Genomic DNA, 16,959 nt, shown 5'->3' with positions numbered 1-16,959 from the left:
CACCCACCCCGCGAGGACGACCACATGCCGAACGTCACTTCCGTCACTCTGTCGGTGTCGGCTCATCCGCCTCCTGATGCGCGACACCGCCGGAGCCTCCCTCGACCCCCGGCTCCGACGGGCCCGCGCTCTCGGATCCGGGCCGCGGATCCGAGGTGGACTGATCCGGTTCGTCCTGGCCGAACCGTTGCAACGCCGTTGCTACGTTACGCGGCGGTAAGGAAGGCAACCAGCCACTACCGTGTGGCTTTGCTCACACGAGGTGGCGACCAGACGAGACCACTGCCACCGGGTGTCGCAACGTGCCCAGGTCGTCGCACGGGTTGTCCGCGTACACGACGAAGTCGGCGCGGTGCCCGTCCTCCAGGAGGTCGGCGCCCAGCCAGGCGCGCGCATTCGTCGACGCCGCCGCGATCGCACCCGCCGGGCCCAGGCCCACGTCCGAGAGCGCCTCGATCTCGTCGACGATGCGTCCGTGCTCGACGAATCCGCCCGCGTCGGTCCCGGCGAAGATCTGGACACCGGCCTCACGCGCGGCGGCGAACACCGCCGGGGCGCCCGCATGCAGGGCGCGCATGTGCGCGGCGTAGGTCGGGAAGCGTTCGGCTCCGTCGGCGATCCCGGGAAAGTTCTCGACCTGGATCAGGGTGGGCACCAACGCGATCGAGCGGTCGACGAGCTGGTCGACTAGATCGGGAGTCAGCCCGGTGCCATGCTCGATGCAATCGACACCGGCCCCGATCAGGTCGACGAGAGCATCGGTTCCGAAGACATGGGCGGTGATCCGGGCGCCGTGCTCGTGCGCCACCGCCACCGCCGCCTCTATCTGTGCACGGGTCCACAACGGGGCCAGGTCGCCGACCTCGCGGTCGATCCAGTCGCCCACGATCTTCACCCAGCCGTCGCCGGCCTGCGCCTGCCGGGCCACCTCGGCCGCGAGTTCGTCCGGATCGTCGAGGTCGACGCCGTAGTCGCGCAGATACCGCTTGGGCCGGGCGATGTGCTTGCCCGAGCGGATGAAGCGCGGGCAAGCGGGGTCGTCGTCGAGTGGGTGCGTGTCGAGCGGCGACCCGACCTCGCGGATCAGCAGGGTGCCTGCGCGCGCATCGGCGTAGGCGTACCCACGGGCCTGCTCGATGTCGACCCCGAGGCCCGGCGCGATCCCCACATGATTGTGGGCGTCGACGAGGCCCGGCAGAATCCAGCCACCGTCGACTGCCGTCTCGGCGTCGGGAACCGCGGTGAGGCTGATGGTGTCGTCGGACACCCAGAACTCGACCGGTTCGGACGTGAGCGGATCGGTGCCCCGGTAGTGGCGGGCCATTGCACCCTGTTCCGGGCCACCCACCGTCATTTCTTCTTCTTGGGCTGCTGGAACTGCGACACGTCGATGCCCTCGAGACCCGGGGGCAGCTGATCGAGACCGGCCGGCATGTTCGACAGGTCCGGGAACCCGGCCGGCATGCCTCCGGGCATACCCGGGAAGCCGCCGCGCGCCGCCTTCGGCGGGGTGGGGCCGCGGCTCTTGCCCTTCTTGCCCTTCTTGCCCTTGCGGTTGGACTTGCGGTTCATCGCGCCCATGCCCATGCGACCCGACATCTGCGCCATCATCTTGCGGGCCTCGAAGAACCGGTCGACGAGCTGGTTGACCTCGCTGACGGTCACACCCGACCCGTTGGCGATCCGGATCCGGCGTGAGGCGTTGATGATCTTCGGGTTGTCGCGCTCGGCGGGGGTCATGCCGCGGATGATCGCCTGCACGCGGTCGAGCTGCTTGTCGTCGACCTGCGACAGCACGTCCTTCATCTGGCCGGCGCCGGGCAACATCCCCAGGATGTTGCCGATGGGGCCCATCTTGCGGATCATCAGCATCTGCTCGAGGAAGTCCTCGAGGGTCAGCTCGCCCTGGGTGATCTTGGCGGCCGCGGCCTCGGCTTGCTGCGCATCCCAGTGCTGTTCGGCCTGCTCGATGAGCGACAACACGTCGCCCATGCCGAGGATGCGGCTGGCCATGCGGTCGGGATGGAAGACGTCGAAGTCCTCGAGCTTCTCGCCCGAGGACGCGAACATGATCGGTTGGCCGGTCACCTCGCGTACCGACAACGCCGCACCGCCGCGCGCATCGCCGTCGAGCTTGGTCAGCACGACGCCGGTGAAGCCCACACCCTCCTGGAAGGCCTCGGCGGTGGTGACGGCGTCCTGACCGATCATCGCGTCGACGACGAACAGCACCTCGTCGGGCGACGTGGCGTCGCGGATGTCCGACGCCTGCTTCATCAGTTCGGCGTCGATGCCCAGCCGGCCGGCGGTGTCGATGACCACCACGTCGTAGTGCTTGCTCCGCGCCTCGTCGACACCGGCCTGCGCGACCGAGACCGGATCGCCCGAGGTCACACCGAGCACACCCTCGCCGCCGACGCTCGTGCCCGGATGCGGCGCGAAGACCGGTACGCCGGCGCGCTCGCCGACGATCTGCAGCTGGGAGACCGCGCCCGGACGCTGCAGGTCACAGGCGACGAGCAGCGGGGTGTGACCCTGCTGCTTGAGCCAGTTGCCCAGCTTTCCGGCGAGTGTCGTCTTACCGGCACCCTGGAGACCGGCCAACATGATGACGGTCGGGGGGTTCTTGGCGAACCGCACCCGCCGGGTCTCCCCGCCGAGGATTCCGATGAGTTCCTCGTTGACGATCTTGACGACCGTCTGCGCCGGGTTGAGTGCCGCGGAGACCTCGGCACCCTTGGCGCGCTCCTTGATCCGGGCGATGAAGGACCGGACCACCGCGAGCGAGACGTCCGCCTCGAGCAGGGCGAGCCGGATCTCGCGACAGGTGCGGTCGATGTCGGCGTCGGACAGCCGCCCCTTGCCACGCAGATCCTTCAGGGCACCGGTCAACCGGTCGGAGAGGGAATCGAACATGGGTCCCATCCTTCCATGCGGGTCCCGAGACGGAACATCTAGGAGATCGGCACTCCGGACCGTCCCGTCCCGCCATAGGACTGCGGCCCGTCGCCGTCCTCCTCGCGCGCCGGCTGCGGTGGCGGGCAGACCGCGACGACGGCCTCGGCCAGCTCCGCCCGTGCGTCCTCGGTGTCGGTCGCCAGCCGCAGGCCGAAGATGTCGACCCCGGTGGCGCCCAGGGTCGCCACCTTGGCCCACCGGATGTCGGCGCCGTGGCGTTCCAGGACCGCACTGACCCGGCTGAGCAGGCCGATCCGGTCGTCCGAGCGGACCTCCAGCACCGCCTCCCCCACCGGGGCGTCCAGCCACGTCACCCGCGGTGGCGCCACGGCGAAGAGCGCGGGTACCGCGTTCTTCGGATGCCCGGCCCCGTCGACCTCGGGATCGGTGCTCCCGGCGCTGGCGCCGATGGTCACCACGGTGCCGGGAATCGTGGTGACGGTGCCGATCGTCGGGATCGGTGAGTCCCGCTCGCGCGCGTCGAGCCGCGCGAGGACATCGATCTTGCCGTCGACGGCCGCGATCAGCTGCTGGCGCAGCAGGCCGGCATCGGGCGGACTGCCGAACATCGGGACGACCAGGAACGAGTTGATCGCCTTCCCGTCGGCGCTCTGGGCACACGCCGAGTGGGACCGCAACCCGCCCAGGGCGAGGACCCCGGCCATCTTCGACAGCAGGCCGGGTTGATCCGGCGCCACCATGGTGACGCGGTACGTGTGTTGTCCGTCGGCCCGGACGAGCCGGACCGCGTAGTCCCCTTCCGCCGCCGTGGCCAGGTCCTCGGCCGTCAGCGGCTCGGGCGCGCTCGGCTCTTCGCCGTCGATGAGTCGCATCGACCGGCGGACGAGGTCGTGGATGAGCGAGGCCTTCCACTCCCCCCACACCCCCGGGCCGGTGGCCAGCGAATCCGCTTCGGCAAGTGCGGCAAGCAGTTCCAACAGCACCCGGTTGTGTCCCAGGGTGTCGGCGACCGACTCGGCGGTGGCCGGGTCGTCGAGGTCCCGGCGGGTGGCGACCTGCGGCAGCAGCAGGTGGTGCCGCACCATGTCGGAGAGGATCGCCACATCCTGCGGCCAGAGCCCGAACCGATTGCCGACCTGAACCGCCAGATCGGCGCCGACGATGCTGTGGTCGGCACCCCGGCCCTTGCCGAGGTCATGGATCAACGCACCGAGGACGAGCAGGTCGGGCCGGGACACCCGGGTGGTCATCGCACTCGCGTACGCCGCGGTTTCCACGAGATGCCGGTCGACGGTCCAGGTGTGGATGGCATCGCGCGGCGGGAGGTCGCGCACCGCACCCCATTCCGGCAGGAGCCGGCCCCACAGGCCGGTGCGGTCGAGTGCCTCGATCGGGTCGACCATGTGATGTCCCGAACTGAGCAGGACCAGCAGGTCGCTGAGCGCCTCGGCCGGCCACGGCTCACGCAGTTCCGGCGCGTAATCGGCCAGCCGGCTCAGCGTCGACGCGCTGATCGGGAGGCCGGTTCGGGCCGACGCGGCGGCCACCCGCAAGATGAGTCCCGGGTCTTTGCTCGGAATCGCGTTGCGCGCCAACACGATCTCTCCGCTGTGCTCGACGACGCCTTCGTCGAGCGGACGGCGCAGCGGCGAGCGCCGCAGCTTGGCCAGTCCGCGACGCGGCAGGGCGTTGCCCGCGGTCCGCAGGCCGACGTCGATGGAGTAGCTGATGGTGCGGGCCGAGTCGCTGATGACGCGGGCGAGATCGAACCGGTCCCCGATCCGGAGGGCCGCCCCGATCTCGTCGGCGTCCTGGGCCTGCACGTGCTCGCGGGGACGCCCGGCGATGCGGTGCAGTTCGGTACGGATGTCGAGGAGCCGCGTGTAGGCGACCTGCGGTCCGGCACCGGGCGAATCAGGTCGCAGGCTCGCCATCCCGCTGGTGAGCTGGGCGATCGCCAGCGCACCCAGGAGCTGGACGTCACGCAGGCCGCCCCGGCCGCTCTTGAGGTCGGGTTCGGCGCGATGTGCGATGTCGCCGGCTCGCCGCCAGCGGTCCTGCGCGTGCGTGACCACTTCGGGGAACCGATTGCGGATGTCGTTGCGCCACTGCTGGCGGACCCCGCCGATCAGCAACGTGGACAGATCCTCGTCGCCGGCTATGTGGCGCGCCTCGAGGAGGCCGAGGGCCGCGGTGACGTCGTCGCCGGCGACCTGCAGCGCCTGCGGCACCGTCCGCACACTGTGGTCGAGCGGGATGTTGGCGTCCCACAACGGGTACCAGAGTCCGTCGGCGACCTCGGACACCCGCTCGGCGGGCATGTCGTCGTGCAGCAGGATCAGATCGAGGTCCGAATACGGGAGCATCTCACCGCGACCGAGTCCGCCCACGGCGACGATCGCGAACCCGCTGTGCGGCTTGATGCCGAGTTCGGCGCCCTTGCTGGTCAGCCAGAATTCGTGCAGGTCGACGAGCACCTGGCGCAGTGCCGGTGCATCGAGTTTTCCCGATCGGCCGGATTCGGTGAGTTGCCGTCGGGTCTTGGCCAGGTCTGCGGCGCTTACGACTGCCTCCAAAGTGTTTGGGAGAGAAGGGAATACGAGGTGTGGAACTCCGACGGCCCCGCGCCCGACTGGTCGTCGGGCACGGGGCCGTTCACCGGGATTTCGTCGACGCCTCGGCGGGCTCGCTACAGTGCGTCGCCACCGCGCTCGCCGGTTCGGACGCGAACCACGGACTCGACCGGCGAGACCCACACCTTGCCGTCACCGATCTTGCCGGTCCGGGCGGCCTCGACGATCACGTCGACGACCTTGTCCACGGCGGCGTCGTCCACCACGACCTCGACGCGGACCTTGGGTACGAAGTCGACCGAGTACTCGGCGCCGCGATAGACCTCGGTGTGACCCTTCTGGCGGCCGTAGCCCTGGACCTCACTCACGGTCATGCCCAGGATGCCGGCCTGCTCCAACCCGGCTTTGACATCCTCGAGCGTGAACGGCTTGACGATTGCAGTGATCAGCTTCATTAGTTATCCCTCTCCACAGGATTCAGCGTAGTAGCGAATGGCTTCGAGCGTCATGCCAGCTCATAGGCCGTCTCGGCGTGTTCCGCCTCGTCGATGCCGCTCTTCTCGTCCTCGTCGCTGACGCGCCAACCCAGCGGCTTGAGCACCAGGGCGATGATCGCGGTGAGAACACCGGTGAACACGAGGGCGAACAAGGCGATCACGACCTGGACCACCAGCTGCTTGTAATCTCCGCCCCAGAAGAGGCCCACGTCCTCGCCGATCAGGCCGATGGCCACCGTGCCCCAGAGGCCGGCGACGAGGTGGACACCGACGACGTCGAGCGAGTCGTCGTAGCCGAACTTGTTCTTCAGGCCGATCGCGACGGCGGCGAGAGCACCCGCGATGACACCGAGGATGAGCGAGCCGACCGGGGTCAGCGAACCACACGCGGGGGTGATGGCGACCAGACCGGCGACCACACCCGAGGCGGCGCCGACGCTGGTGGCGTGCTTGTCACGGATGATCTCCACCGCGAGCCAGCCGAGGATCGCCGCGGCGGTGGCAGCGGTGGTGTTGACCCACACCTGACCGGCGAGCAGATCGGCGCCCAGCTCGGAGCCGACGTTGAACCCGAACCAGCCGAACCAGAGAAGTGCTGCGCCCAGCATCACGAACGGGATGTTGTGCGGACGGTAGGCGGTGCGGCCGAAGCCGACGCGCTTGCCGATGATGAGGACCAGGACCAGCGCCGCGATACCGGCGTTGATGTGCACGACCGTGCCGCCGGCGAAGTCGATCGGCGCGACGTTGGCCGCACCTTCCTCGTCGGTCCCGAACATCTTGGCCGCCAGACCGTCCTCACCGCCACCGAGGAGGCCGCCGCCACCGACGAGCCCGCCCCAGACCATGTGGGACAGCGGGAAGTACACGATCGTCGCCCACAGGACGGTGAAGACCATCCAGGTGGAGAACTTGACGCGTTCGGCGAGCGCACCGCTGATGAGGGCGACGGTGATGACCGCGAAGGTCAGCTGGAATCCCATGAAGACGATCGCCGGGATCGACAGACCGCCGGTGACGTACTGCTCGGTGTCGCCCTCGCCGATGGTGCTCATCAGCTGGTCGGAGCCGAACAGCGCGAACGGGTTCGCGAAGATCCCGCCGATGTCGCTGCTGCCGGTGATCCCGTCGCTGAACGACATCGAGAAGCCCCACAGCACGTACACGACGCTGATCGACGCCAGCGCGCCGAAGGACATCATCATCATGTTCAGGACGGACTTGCCTCGCGCCAACCCCCCGTAGAAGAACGCGAGGCCCGGGGTCATCAGCAACACCATGGCGGCTGACACGAGCATGAATGCCGTGTTGCCCGTGTCTATCGGGCCAAACGATTCGTTTGGCAACTGAGCCAACTCCACTACGAAACCTCCTCAGGATGCGCCGACGGCTCGGCGCCTCCAAAGAGATTGTCGGCAGTCGGTTTCAGCCGTGGTGCCCTGACGTTTCGGGCGCGTAACCCCCTGAGCGGTTTGTATTTCGCCCATGTAACGTCCCAGTTCGGCTCTGAGCTGTCTCTCAGACTCCGTCGACGATGTCTGACCCGGTATTTCCGATCACAGATCCCGACTTCACGGCAGCGTCTACAGCGTCAGAGCAGTGCGTCGACGAATGCCTCCGGTTCGAAGGGCGCGAGGTCGTCCGCGCCCTCCCCCAGCCCGACGAGCTTGACCGGCACGCCGAGCTCCTTCTGTACGTGGAACACGATGCCGCCCTTGGCGGTGCCGTCCAGCTTGGTCAGCACCACGCCGGTGATGTTGACGACCTCGGCGAACACCCGGGCCTGCATCAGTCCGTTCTGTCCGACGGTCGCGTCGAGCACCAGCAGCACCTCGTCGACCGGCGCCTTCTTCTCCACGACGCGCTTGACCTTGCCCAATTCGTCCATCAGGCCGGTCTTGGTGTGCAGCCGGCCGGCGGTGTCGATCATGACCACGTCGACGCCGCTCTCGATGCCCCGGTCGACCGCGTCGAATGCGACGGCGGCGGGATCGGCCTGTTCCTTGCCGCGCACGATCTCGGCACCGACCCGCTCACCCCACGTCTGCAGTTGGTCGGCGGCAGCCGCGCGGAACGTGTCCGCCGCGCCGAGCACGACACGACGCCCGTCGGCGACCAGGACGCGTGCCAGCTTGCCGGTCGTGGTGGTCTTGCCGGTGCCGTTGACGCCGACGACGAGGACGACGGCGGGACGGCCCGCGTGCGGCAGCGCCCGGATCGAGCGGTCGAGCGTCGGGTCGAGTTGCTCGACCAGGACCCGCTTGAGCAACGCCCGGGCCTCGCCCGCGGTCCGGACCGGGTTGGCCGCGAGCTCGGTGCGCAGCGTCTCGACGACGGTGGCCGTCGTGGACGCACCGAGATCGGCCATCACCAGCGTGTCCTCGATCTCCTCCCAGCTGTCCTCGTCGAGATCGCCGGCGCCCAGCAGGCCCAGCACACCCTTGCCGATCGCGCCCTGTGACCGGGACAGCCGGCCGCGCAGCCGACCGATCCGGCCCGCCGTCGGCGCGATCTCGTCCAGCGGCGGCGCGGTGGTCGCCTCCGCGACATCGTCGGGTACCCGGGTCCCGGGCTCGGTCGTTGCCGGCTCGGCGGTGGCCGGTTCGGGTTCGGCGACCTCGGGCTCGGCGACCTCGGGTTGCGCGGGTGCGGCAGTGGCGGACGCGGGCTCGGCGACGTCGGGCTCCGCCGTCTCGGGCTCGACGGTTTCCGGCTCGACGGTTTCGGGGCGGGCGGTGGCAGGTTCTGCGGTCTCGGGTTCGGTGGTGTCCGGCTCGGGCAGCGACACCTCGGTGACGCCGCGCCGGATCGAATCCCGCGGCACCGCGGAGTCGTCACCGACGCCCGGCTGACCGTCGACATCGGTGCGCTCGCCGGGCGGCCGGACCACCTCGGGTGCCGGCGTCGCAGACTCCGGAGCCGGGGGTTCCGGCCTCCGTCGCGGCGGTTCCGCGAGGGCGGTGTCACCCGCGGCCTCCCCGCGACTGAAGCTGAACCCCGATCCGGCCTGGTAGCCCCCGGACCGGTCGACCTGGCGGGTCGTCCCGTCGACGATCTCCGGTTGCCGCTCGTCGGTCAGCGAGATGCGCCGGCGGCGCGACAGCACCAGCCCGAGCACGATCAGCGCGATCACGACGAGCACCGCGACGACGATGCCGATGATGATTCCGGTGTTCACTGGCTGGTGTCCTCCTGTTGACCGACGGGCATGTTCACTCCGCGCATGCGTTGCGAGATGACCGTCGTGATGCCGTCGCCGCGCATGCTGACTCCGTAGAGCGCATCCGCGACCTCCATCGTGGGCTTCTGGTGGGTGATGACGATGAGCTGCGACTTCTCCCGCAGCTGGGCGAACAATGTGATCAGTCGCCGCAGGTTGGTGTCGTCGAGCGCGGCCTCGACCTCGTCCATGACGTAGAACGGCGACGGGCGCGCGCGGAAGATCGCCACCAGCATGGCGACCGCGGTCAGCGACTTCTCTCCGCCCGACAACAGCGAGAGCCTCTTGACCTTCTTACCGGGCGGACGCGCCTCGACCTCGATGCCCGTCGTGAGCATGTCGCCGGGTTCGGTCAGGACGAGCCGGCCCTCGCCGCCGGGGAACAGGGTCTGGAAGACCTGGCCGAACTCGCGTTCCACGTCGGCGTACGCCTCGGTGAACACCTGCAGAATCCGGGCGTCGACCTCTTCCACGACGTCGAGGAGGTCCTTGCGGGCCGCCTTGACGTCCTCGAGCTGCGACGACAGGAAGTTGTACCGCTCTTCGAGAGCGGCGAACTCCTCGAGCGCCAGCGGGTTCACCTTGCCGAGCGTGTTGAGATCCTTCTGTGCCTTCTTGGCGCGGGCCTCTTGTGTCGCCCGGTTGTAGGGCATCGGGGCCGGTGCGACGACCTGCTCGCCGCGTTCCCGGGCCTGCTCGTACTCGGCCATCTCCAGCGCCGACGGGGGCATCGGCACGTCGGGACCGTATTCGGCGATCAGATCGTCGGGCGCCATCGCGAAGGTCTCGAGAACCTGCTCTTCGAGCTGTTCGATCCGCAGCGCGACCTGGGCCCGCGCCACCTCGTCGCGGTGGACGGTGTCGCGCAGCGAATTGAGGGTGGTCGTCAGTTCGCCCGCCCGGACCCGGAGCGCGTCGAGGGTCGCGGTGCGGGCGGTCCGGATCTCCTCGAGTTCGTCGCGCCCGGCCTGCGCCGAGGCCACCGCCGCGGCGAGACGCTCACTGACCTGTGCACCGGCGCGTTCGACGGCTGCCGCCACGCCCGCGGCCTGGCGTCGGATCTCGTCCTGCCGACGAGCCCGCTCGCGTGCCTCGCGCTCGCGCTGTGCGGCCCGCCGCAGCGAGTCCGCCTTGCCCCGGACGGATGCCAGGCGTTCCTCGGCTGTCCGCAAGGTCAGGCGCGCCTCCATCTCGGCGCTGCGTGCCACGCCGACGGCGGTCGCGGCGTTCGCGCGGTCGGTGTCGTCGGCGGACATCTCGGTCCCCACCTCGGACTCATCGCGGGCGAGACGCAGTCGCTCGGTGAGTTCCTGCAGGTTCTCGAGGGTTTCCTCGCGGCCCTTCTCGAGCAGATTCCGCTGTCGGGTCAGCTTGTCGGCCTCGGCACGCGAGGCTCTGATCTCCTGGCCCAGCCGGGCCATCTGCTCATACGCGGCGCCGACGCCGGCGTCGGACTCGTGCAGCGCCGCGAGCGCCTCCTCGGCCGCCTCCCGCCGATCGTGCTGCTCGGTGAGCGCACCGGCGAGCGCCGCCTCGAGTTCTTCGACGCGCCTGCGGGTCGAGGCGAGTTCGGCGGTAGCGGCATCGATCGCCGACTGGACCTCCAACGTGGAGGGGCGGCGTGACGAACCGCCCTCGACCGACGCCGCCGAGATGCGGTCGCCGGCGGGCGTCACCGCGCGCACGCCCAGACGGCGGGCGAGTTCGAGCCCCTGCGCAGGGTCGTCGACGATGACGGTGTCGGCCAGGACGGTGTCGATCGCACCGCGGATCTCCGGCCGGGTGTCGACCACCGAGGCCGCCCACCTCGCCCCGTCGGGCAGCGCGACGTCGCTCGATCGGTCCGGGCCGGTGAGTCCGCCGCAGATCAGCGCGGCCCGTCCCCCGTCGCCCGACTTCAGGGCCGCCAGCGCCCGCACCGCCGCGATCCCGTCCACGGTGACGATGCCGTCCACGGCGGGTCCGAGCGCCCCGGCGATGGCCGTCTCGAAACCCGCTTCGACCGTGACCAGCTCCGACATCGGTCCAAGCAGGCCGTCGGGCGCGTTCTCCAGGAGCCATGCGCCGCCGTCGCCGCGCTCGAGTCCCATGGCGAGTGCGTCCGCCCGGGCCGACAAGGAGGCGATGGCGTGCTCGGCGTCGCGGTGTGCGGCCTGCAGGGTGGCCACGCGCTCGTTGGACAGGTTCAGCGCGGCCACGCATCGTTCGTGGTGTTCGTCGAGCGCCTGTTCGGCGGCTTCCAGCTGCGCCAACTCGCTTGCCGCCGAATCCTGTTGCGTGACTGCGACTTCTGCGCGTTCGGTGGCGGCCGAGATGGCCGCGGTGAGGCGCTGCGCCTCGGCGTCGACCGACTCCGAACGCGTCCGCAGGTTGTCCACCTGCCCTTCGAGGCGCGCCAGACCCTCGCGACGGTCGGCGATGGCCCGGACGGCCGCGAGGTGAGCCGCCTCGGCCGCCTCCGCGATCGACTCGCGTTCGCCGAGCACCTCGCGGGCGCTCTCGAGCTGTTCGGCGGCGATCTCGACACCCTCGGTCAGCTCGGCTTCGAGTTCGGCGGCCTCGAGGGCCTGCTCGTCGAGCTCCTCCGGGTCGGGCCCGGACGCCTCGCTCGACGGCTCGCTGAGGTACCGGCTGCGTTCGGCGGCCACCCGGCGGGTCGCGTCGACGCGCTCGGCGAGCGCCGACAACCGGAACCAGGCGCGGTTGGCCGCGGCCGCGGCGGGCGTGATCTCGGCGAGATGCTGTTCGTGTTCGGCCACTTCCGCGTTCGCACGGTCGAGTTCGGCGGCCACCTCGTCCTGCCGACGCCGGACCTCGTCCTCGACGGCGGCGTGTTCGGCCATCTCGGCGCGGCGGGTGACGAGGTCGTCGGCGGCCAGGCGCAACCGGGCGTCGCGGAGATCGGCCTGGACGGTCTGGGCCCGGCGGGCGACCTCGGCCTGGCGTCCCAGCGGTTTGAGCTGGCGACGGAGTTCGGCCGTCAGATCGTTCAGACGCGCCAGGTTGGCCTGCATCGCGTCGAGCTTGCGGACCGCTTTTTCCTTGCGCTTGCGGTGTTTGAGGACCCCGGCCGCCTCTTCGATGAACGCGCGGCGGTCCTCGGGCCGGGACTCGAGGATCGCCGACAACCGCCCCTGGCCGACGATCACGTGCATCTCGCGACCGATACCGGAGTCCGACAGCAGCTCCTGCACGTCCATCAGGCGACAGGAACTGCCGTTGATCTCGTACTCGCCGGCGCCGTCGCGGAACATCCGGCGCGTGATGGACACCTCGGAGTACTCGATCGGCAGCGCACCGTCGGCGTTGTCGATGGTGAGGGTGACCTCGGCGCGGCCCAGCGGAGGACGGCCCGAGGTGCCGGCGAAGATGACGTCCTGCATCTTCCCGCCGCGCAGCGCTTTCGCTCCCTGCTCGCCCATCACCCAGGTCAGGGCGTCGACGACGTTCGACTTACCGGAGCCGTTGGGACCGACGACGCACGTGATACCCGGCTCGAAGCGCAGGGTCGTCGCCGAGGCGAACGACTTGAAGCCCTTCAGGGTCAGGCTTTTGAGGTGCACGACGGTACAGACTACTCACCATCGCGACGTGTTTCGGCTCTCCTCACCGTTCGACGAAGCCGTCGAGGTCCCCGCGCGGTTCATCCACACGCTCGACCACCAGGTCCACCCGTCCGGGCGTGGTTCCCGACCGGAGCGCGTCGAGCAGGGCGCGGGCCTTGTCCCGTGGCCCCTCGGCAACGACCAGCACCCGGCCGTCGGCCTGGTTCGACGCGTAGCCGACGAGCCCGAGTTCGAGAGCACGCGCTCTGGTCCACCACCGGAAGCCCACGCCCTGCACGTGCCCGTGGACGTGCGCGGTGAGCCGGATGGGGTCGGTGCTGTGCGCGCTCATGACGGTCAGTCCGTCTCGATCCGCAGGTCCACCTGGGCACCGGCTTTGACGGTGCGTCCGACCGTGCACACCGCGTCGATGGCGCGTTCGACGACGACGAGCAACCGGGCCGCGGCGTCGGGCTCGAGTTCGGACAGGTCGATCTCGAGGATCTCCTCGATGCGCGGGTACACCTCGTTCTCGCGGTCGGCGTCGCCGCTGACGCGGATCGTCGCGTCGTAGTCGTCACCGAGGCGTCGCGCCAGCGGCCGGTCCGATGACATGCCGGTGCAGGCGGCCAGCGCGATCTTGAGAAGTTCACCCGGGGTGAAGACGCCCTCGACGTCCTGCGAGCCGATCAGCACCTCCGCGCCGCGCGAGCTGCGACCGGTGTACCGGCGTGTGCCGGTTCGCTCGACCCACAGATCGGTGTGGGCCTGGTCGGCGGGAACCCCGGAGGCGGGGGCAGTTGCTTCGGTGGTCATCGAGGCGGGTCCTCTCAAGATGTTGTCGGCCGGCGCCGCCGGCATCGCGACCAATAGTAAGAGCCCCGGCACGTCGATTGTTCCCGGCGCGGCTCCGCCTGCGCGTCAGCCCGGGTTCGCCTTCGGCGGCCGTTGGCACCGCGGACACGAGAACGAGCCACGGTTCATGAACTGCTCGCGGCGCATGATCGCGCCGCATCGGCGACACGGCTCCCCCGCCCGCCCGTAGGCGTTCAGGGACCGCTCGAAGTAGCCGGACTGTCCGTTGACGTTCACGTAGAGCGCGTCGAACGAGGTACCGCCGACCTTCAGCGCATCCGCCATCACGTCGGTGACGGCATCGATGAGTTCGCGCAGTTTCTTGCGACTGATCGTCTCGGCGATCCGCGAGCCGTGCAGACGTGCGCGCCACAGCGCCTCGTCGGCGTAGATGTTGCCGACGCCGGAGATCACCGTCTGATCCAGCAGGACCCGTTTGATCTCGGAGTGTTTGGCGCGCATGCGATCCACCACGCGGACGGGATCGAAGGCCGGGTCGAACGGATCGGTCGCGATGTGTGCCACCGAGACCGGGATGTCGGCGGGCGACGGGTCGGTCGTCTCCGTATTCCCCGGGGGCGCGTACACATCGGGTGTGTAGTCGTCGAGATGCCAGCCGCCGAAGGTCCGCTGATCGACGAAGCGGAGTTCGTTCTCGTCGTCGAGGACCGCGCGGATACGCAGGTGCGTGTGGTCGGGGGTTCCGGTCCGGGCGATCAGCATCTGGCCACTCATCCCGAGGTGGACGACGAGCGCCGCACGGTCGGCGGAGTCGGCGACATCGATCCACAGGTACTTGCCGCGGCGCCGGACGCCGGTCACCCGCTTGCCGGCGAGCCGACCGATCAGATCCGGCTCACCGCCGGCGTGACGACGGACCGCGCGCGGATGAAGGACCTCGGTCGAGGCCACCACCCGACCGACGAGATGGGTCTCGAGACCGATGCGGACGGTCTCGACCTCGGGGAGTTCAGGCATCGCAGATCGCGAAAAGCCGGCTGACAGAAGGGTTCACGACGCCGACGCGCGCTCGGTCAGCACTTTCCAGGCGTGTGCGGCGGCCTGCTGCTCCGCTTCCTTCTTGGTCCGGCCGACACCCTCGCCGAGGCTCTCGCCGGCGACCAGCGCGGTCGCGGTGAACTCCTTGTTGTGGTCGGGACCGGTCGCGCTGATCTGATACTGCGGCGGACCGAACCCGCGCTCCGAACTCAACTCCTGCAGCGACGTCTTCCAGTCCAGCCCTGCGCCGAGGTTGCCGGCACGTTCGAGGCGCTCGTCGAACAGACGCAGGATGACGCGCTGCGAGGTCTCGAGTCCGTGACTGAGGAAGACCGCGCCGAACAGCGACTCCAGACCATCGGCCAGGATCGAGTCCTTGTCGCGCCCGCCGGTCATCTCCTCGCCGCGGCCGAGGAACAGGTACTTGCCCAGACCGCCCTCGTCCCCGAGACCACGCGCGACGTCGGCGAGCGCATGCATGTTGACGACGCTGGCCCGGATCTTCGCCAGCTCGCCCTCGGGTCGATCGGGATAACGCAGGTAGAGACGCTGGGTGATGACGACACCGAGCACCGAGTCCCCGAGGAACTCCAGGCGCTCGTTGGTCGGCAGACCGCCGTGTTCATACGCGTAGGAACGATGGGTCAGTGCCAGCGTCAGCAGGTCGTCGGGAATGTCGGTGTCCAGCGCGTCGAGCAGGGCCGCACGCGGACCGTCCGCACGCACGGCCTCAGTCACGATGTCGTTCCGGGTCGGGATCGGTTGCGGCACCGTCCGTCGGCGTATCGTCCTTCCCGAGGTCGGCGAACTTGTCGGCGAGTCCGGCCCAGCGCGGGTCGATGACCTCGTGGGAGTGACCCGGTTCGGCGATGGCCAGACGCACCCCGCAGGTCTGGCACAGACCCTCGCAGTCCGACGAACAGAGGGGCGACATCGGCAGTTCGAGTGCCACGGCGTCGATGATCGACTGTTCGAGGTCGATACGGTCGTCGGCGATGCGATGGATGTCGTCGGCGTCGGTGGTCTGCTCGGTCGCGCTGTCCGGGTAGGCGAACAACTCGGTGAGGAAGACCGTCACCGTGCCGTCGATCGGCTCGAGGCAGCGTGAGCACTGACCGACGGTTTCACCGCACACCGTCCCGGTCACCAGGATTCCCTCGGACACCGCCTCCAGACGGAGGTCGAGGTCGACATCGGAATCCGCTGGGATCCCGACCATCTCGACGCCCAACCGTTCGGGTGTCCGGACAGTACGGTGCACCTCCGACATCGTGCCCGGGCGGCGTCCCATCGAACGCACATCCAGCACGAAGGGCTCGCGCCTGGGAGTAGAACCGGGACCGTGCGACGGCTCTGATGTCACAGCATGATCAGCCACAAACGCCCACCATACGCTCGCACCCGGGAATGATCGACCGACGCCGGCGGCGTGTGGACAGCCGGGTCGACGAGCGTGTCACACCGCGAGCGGCGAACCGTGGTCGCGGTCGTAGGTGTGGCGGGCCGAGGTCTCGCGCGAGCGGGGATCGTCGCCGCGGGACTCGCGCGAACGCGCACCGTCGCCTCGCCCGGACTCGTCGACACCGCGGGGGTACTCGACATAGTCGTGCATGCCGGCGCCGGTCCGCAGCTGGTGCCGACCCCGGTTCACCGATCGCAGCGTGCCGGTCAGGATCTCTTCGAACTGGGCGAGCTTCTCGTCCACGTAGACGTCGCAGTCACCGCGCAGGCGGTCGGCCTCGGCGTGCGCGGCGTCGATGATCCGCTCGGCCTCGGACTTCGCCGCACCGACGACCTCGGTCTCGGAGACGAGGCGCTGCTGCTCGGCGATACCGTCGGCCACCGACTTGTCGTAGGAGTTGTTGGCGGCGTCGATGGTGCGCTGCGCCTCGGCCCGCGCCCGGCCGGTGACGGCCTCGAATTCGCGCGCCGCGCTGGTCTGCAGACGGTGTGCCTCCTCGGCGGCGTCCTCCACCAGCGAGCCCGAGTGCGCGCTCGCCTCGTCGACCATACGGTCGGCCTGCGCCTTCGCCTCGGAGAGGATCCGGTCGGCCTCGGCGCGAGCGTGCGCGAGGACCGCCTCGGACTCGGAATCCGCCTTGGACACCGTCGTCTCGGCGTGCTCGCGGGCATCCCCGATCAGGGTGTCACGCTGGTCGAGGACGTCCTGCGCGTCGTCGAGTTCGCCGGGGATGGAGTCCTTGATGTCGTCGAGGAGTTCCAGCACGTCGCCGCGCGGCACGACGCACCCGGCGGTCATCGGCACACTCCGCGCCTCTTCGACGATCGCGACCAGCTCGTCGAGAGCCTCAAATACCCGGTACACAGCCACCCCAATCCGGCGCTTGCCT

The 16,959-nt window shown here is 69.5% G+C and carries 13 protein-coding genes; all 13 read right to left on the bottom strand.

Going from position 1 to position 16,959, the window contains the following annotated elements:
* Nucleotides 1-253: 253 nt before the first annotated feature.
* Entirely contained in the window at nt 254-1,324 is a 1,071-nt protein-coding gene (locus GR168_RS09865) for an amidohydrolase family protein (protein ID WP_068972353.1), read from the bottom strand.
* A gap of 26 nt (nt 1,325-1,350) precedes the next feature.
* On the bottom strand, nt 1,351-2,916 hold the full coding sequence (gene ffh, locus GR168_RS09860) for a signal recognition particle protein (RefSeq protein WP_068972354.1): 1,566 nt from the start codon (nt 2,914-2,916) through the stop codon (nt 1,351-1,353).
* Between the two features lie 38 nt (nt 2,917-2,954).
* A complete protein-coding gene (locus tag GR168_RS09855) occupies nt 2,955-5,495 on the bottom strand; it encodes a [protein-PII] uridylyltransferase (RefSeq protein WP_159370628.1) in 2,541 nt (846 codons plus the stop codon).
* Between the two features lie 113 nt (nt 5,496-5,608).
* Nucleotides 5,609-5,947: a P-II family nitrogen regulator gene (locus GR168_RS09850; protein WP_004572306.1), complete on the bottom strand. Its 339-nt coding sequence runs from the start codon at nt 5,945-5,947 to the stop codon at nt 5,609-5,611.
* Between the two features lie 50 nt (nt 5,948-5,997).
* Nucleotides 5,998-7,350, bottom strand: coding sequence for an ammonium transporter (locus GR168_RS09845; protein ID WP_171011577.1), 1,353 nt, complete (start codon nt 7,348-7,350; stop codon nt 5,998-6,000).
* 230 nt (nt 7,351-7,580) lie between these two features.
* The gene (ftsY, locus tag GR168_RS09840) at nt 7,581-9,167 is read right to left on the bottom strand and encodes a signal recognition particle-docking protein FtsY (protein ID WP_137809336.1); all 1,587 of its coding nucleotides are present in this window, start codon (nt 9,165-9,167) and stop codon (nt 7,581-7,583) included.
* Entirely contained in the window at nt 9,164-12,772 is a 3,609-nt protein-coding gene (smc, locus tag GR168_RS09835) for a chromosome segregation protein SMC (protein WP_065628996.1), read from the bottom strand. The genes ftsY and smc overlap by 4 nt, the downstream gene beginning before the upstream one ends.
* Before the next feature lie 43 nt (nt 12,773-12,815).
* A complete protein-coding gene (locus GR168_RS09830) occupies nt 12,816-13,106 on the bottom strand; it encodes an acylphosphatase (RefSeq protein WP_065628997.1) in 291 nt (96 codons plus the stop codon).
* 5 nt (nt 13,107-13,111) lie between these two features.
* Nucleotides 13,112-13,570 (bottom strand): OsmC family protein, encoded by a 459-nt coding sequence (locus tag GR168_RS09825; RefSeq protein WP_065629086.1) that lies wholly within the window; start codon nt 13,568-13,570, stop codon nt 13,112-13,114.
* Between the two features lie 105 nt (nt 13,571-13,675).
* The gene (mutM, locus tag GR168_RS09820) at nt 13,676-14,587 is read right to left on the bottom strand and encodes a bifunctional DNA-formamidopyrimidine glycosylase/DNA-(apurinic or apyrimidinic site) lyase (protein ID WP_065628998.1); all 912 of its coding nucleotides are present in this window, start codon (nt 14,585-14,587) and stop codon (nt 13,676-13,678) included.
* A gap of 33 nt (nt 14,588-14,620) precedes the next feature.
* A complete protein-coding gene (gene rnc / locus GR168_RS09815; RefSeq protein ID WP_065628999.1) occupies nt 14,621-15,346 on the bottom strand; it encodes a ribonuclease III in 726 nt (241 codons plus the stop codon).
* Nucleotides 15,339-15,971 (bottom strand): DUF177 domain-containing protein, encoded by a 633-nt coding sequence (locus GR168_RS09810; protein WP_203235943.1) that lies wholly within the window; start codon nt 15,969-15,971, stop codon nt 15,339-15,341. The genes rnc and GR168_RS09810 overlap by 8 nt, the downstream gene beginning before the upstream one ends.
* Nucleotides 15,972-16,064: 93 nt before the next feature.
* On the bottom strand, nt 16,065-16,934 hold the full coding sequence (locus GR168_RS09805) for a DivIVA domain-containing protein (RefSeq protein WP_058250067.1): 870 nt from the start codon (nt 16,932-16,934) through the stop codon (nt 16,065-16,067).
* Between the last annotated feature and the right edge of the window lie 25 nt (nt 16,935-16,959).

It is taken from the genome of Gordonia sp. JH63 (assembly GCF_009856645.1).
GTDB lineage: Bacteria > Actinomycetota > Actinomycetes > Mycobacteriales > Mycobacteriaceae > Gordonia > Gordonia hongkongensis.
This window is presented reverse-complemented; position numbering and strand designations above follow the sequence as displayed.

Coding starts and splice junctions, on each gene's coding strand:
- GR168_RS09865 (WP_068972353.1), bottom strand. CDS start 1,324: ATGGCCCGCCACTACCGGGGCACCGATCCGCTCACGTCCGAACCGGTC.
- GR168_RS09825 (WP_065629086.1), bottom strand. CDS start 13,570: ATGACCACCGAAGCAACTGCCCCCGCCTCCGGGGTTCCCGCCGACCAG.
- GR168_RS09830 (WP_065628997.1), bottom strand. CDS start 13,106: ATGAGCGCGCACAGCACCGACCCCATCCGGCTCACCGCGCACGTCCAC.
- ffh (WP_068972354.1), bottom strand. CDS start 2,916: ATGTTCGATTCCCTCTCCGACCGGTTGACCGGTGCCCTGAAGGATCTG.
- mutM (WP_065628998.1), bottom strand. CDS start 14,587: ATGCCTGAACTCCCCGAGGTCGAGACCGTCCGCATCGGTCTCGAGACC.
- GR168_RS09850 (WP_004572306.1), bottom strand. CDS start 5,947: ATGAAGCTGATCACTGCAATCGTCAAGCCGTTCACGCTCGAGGATGTC.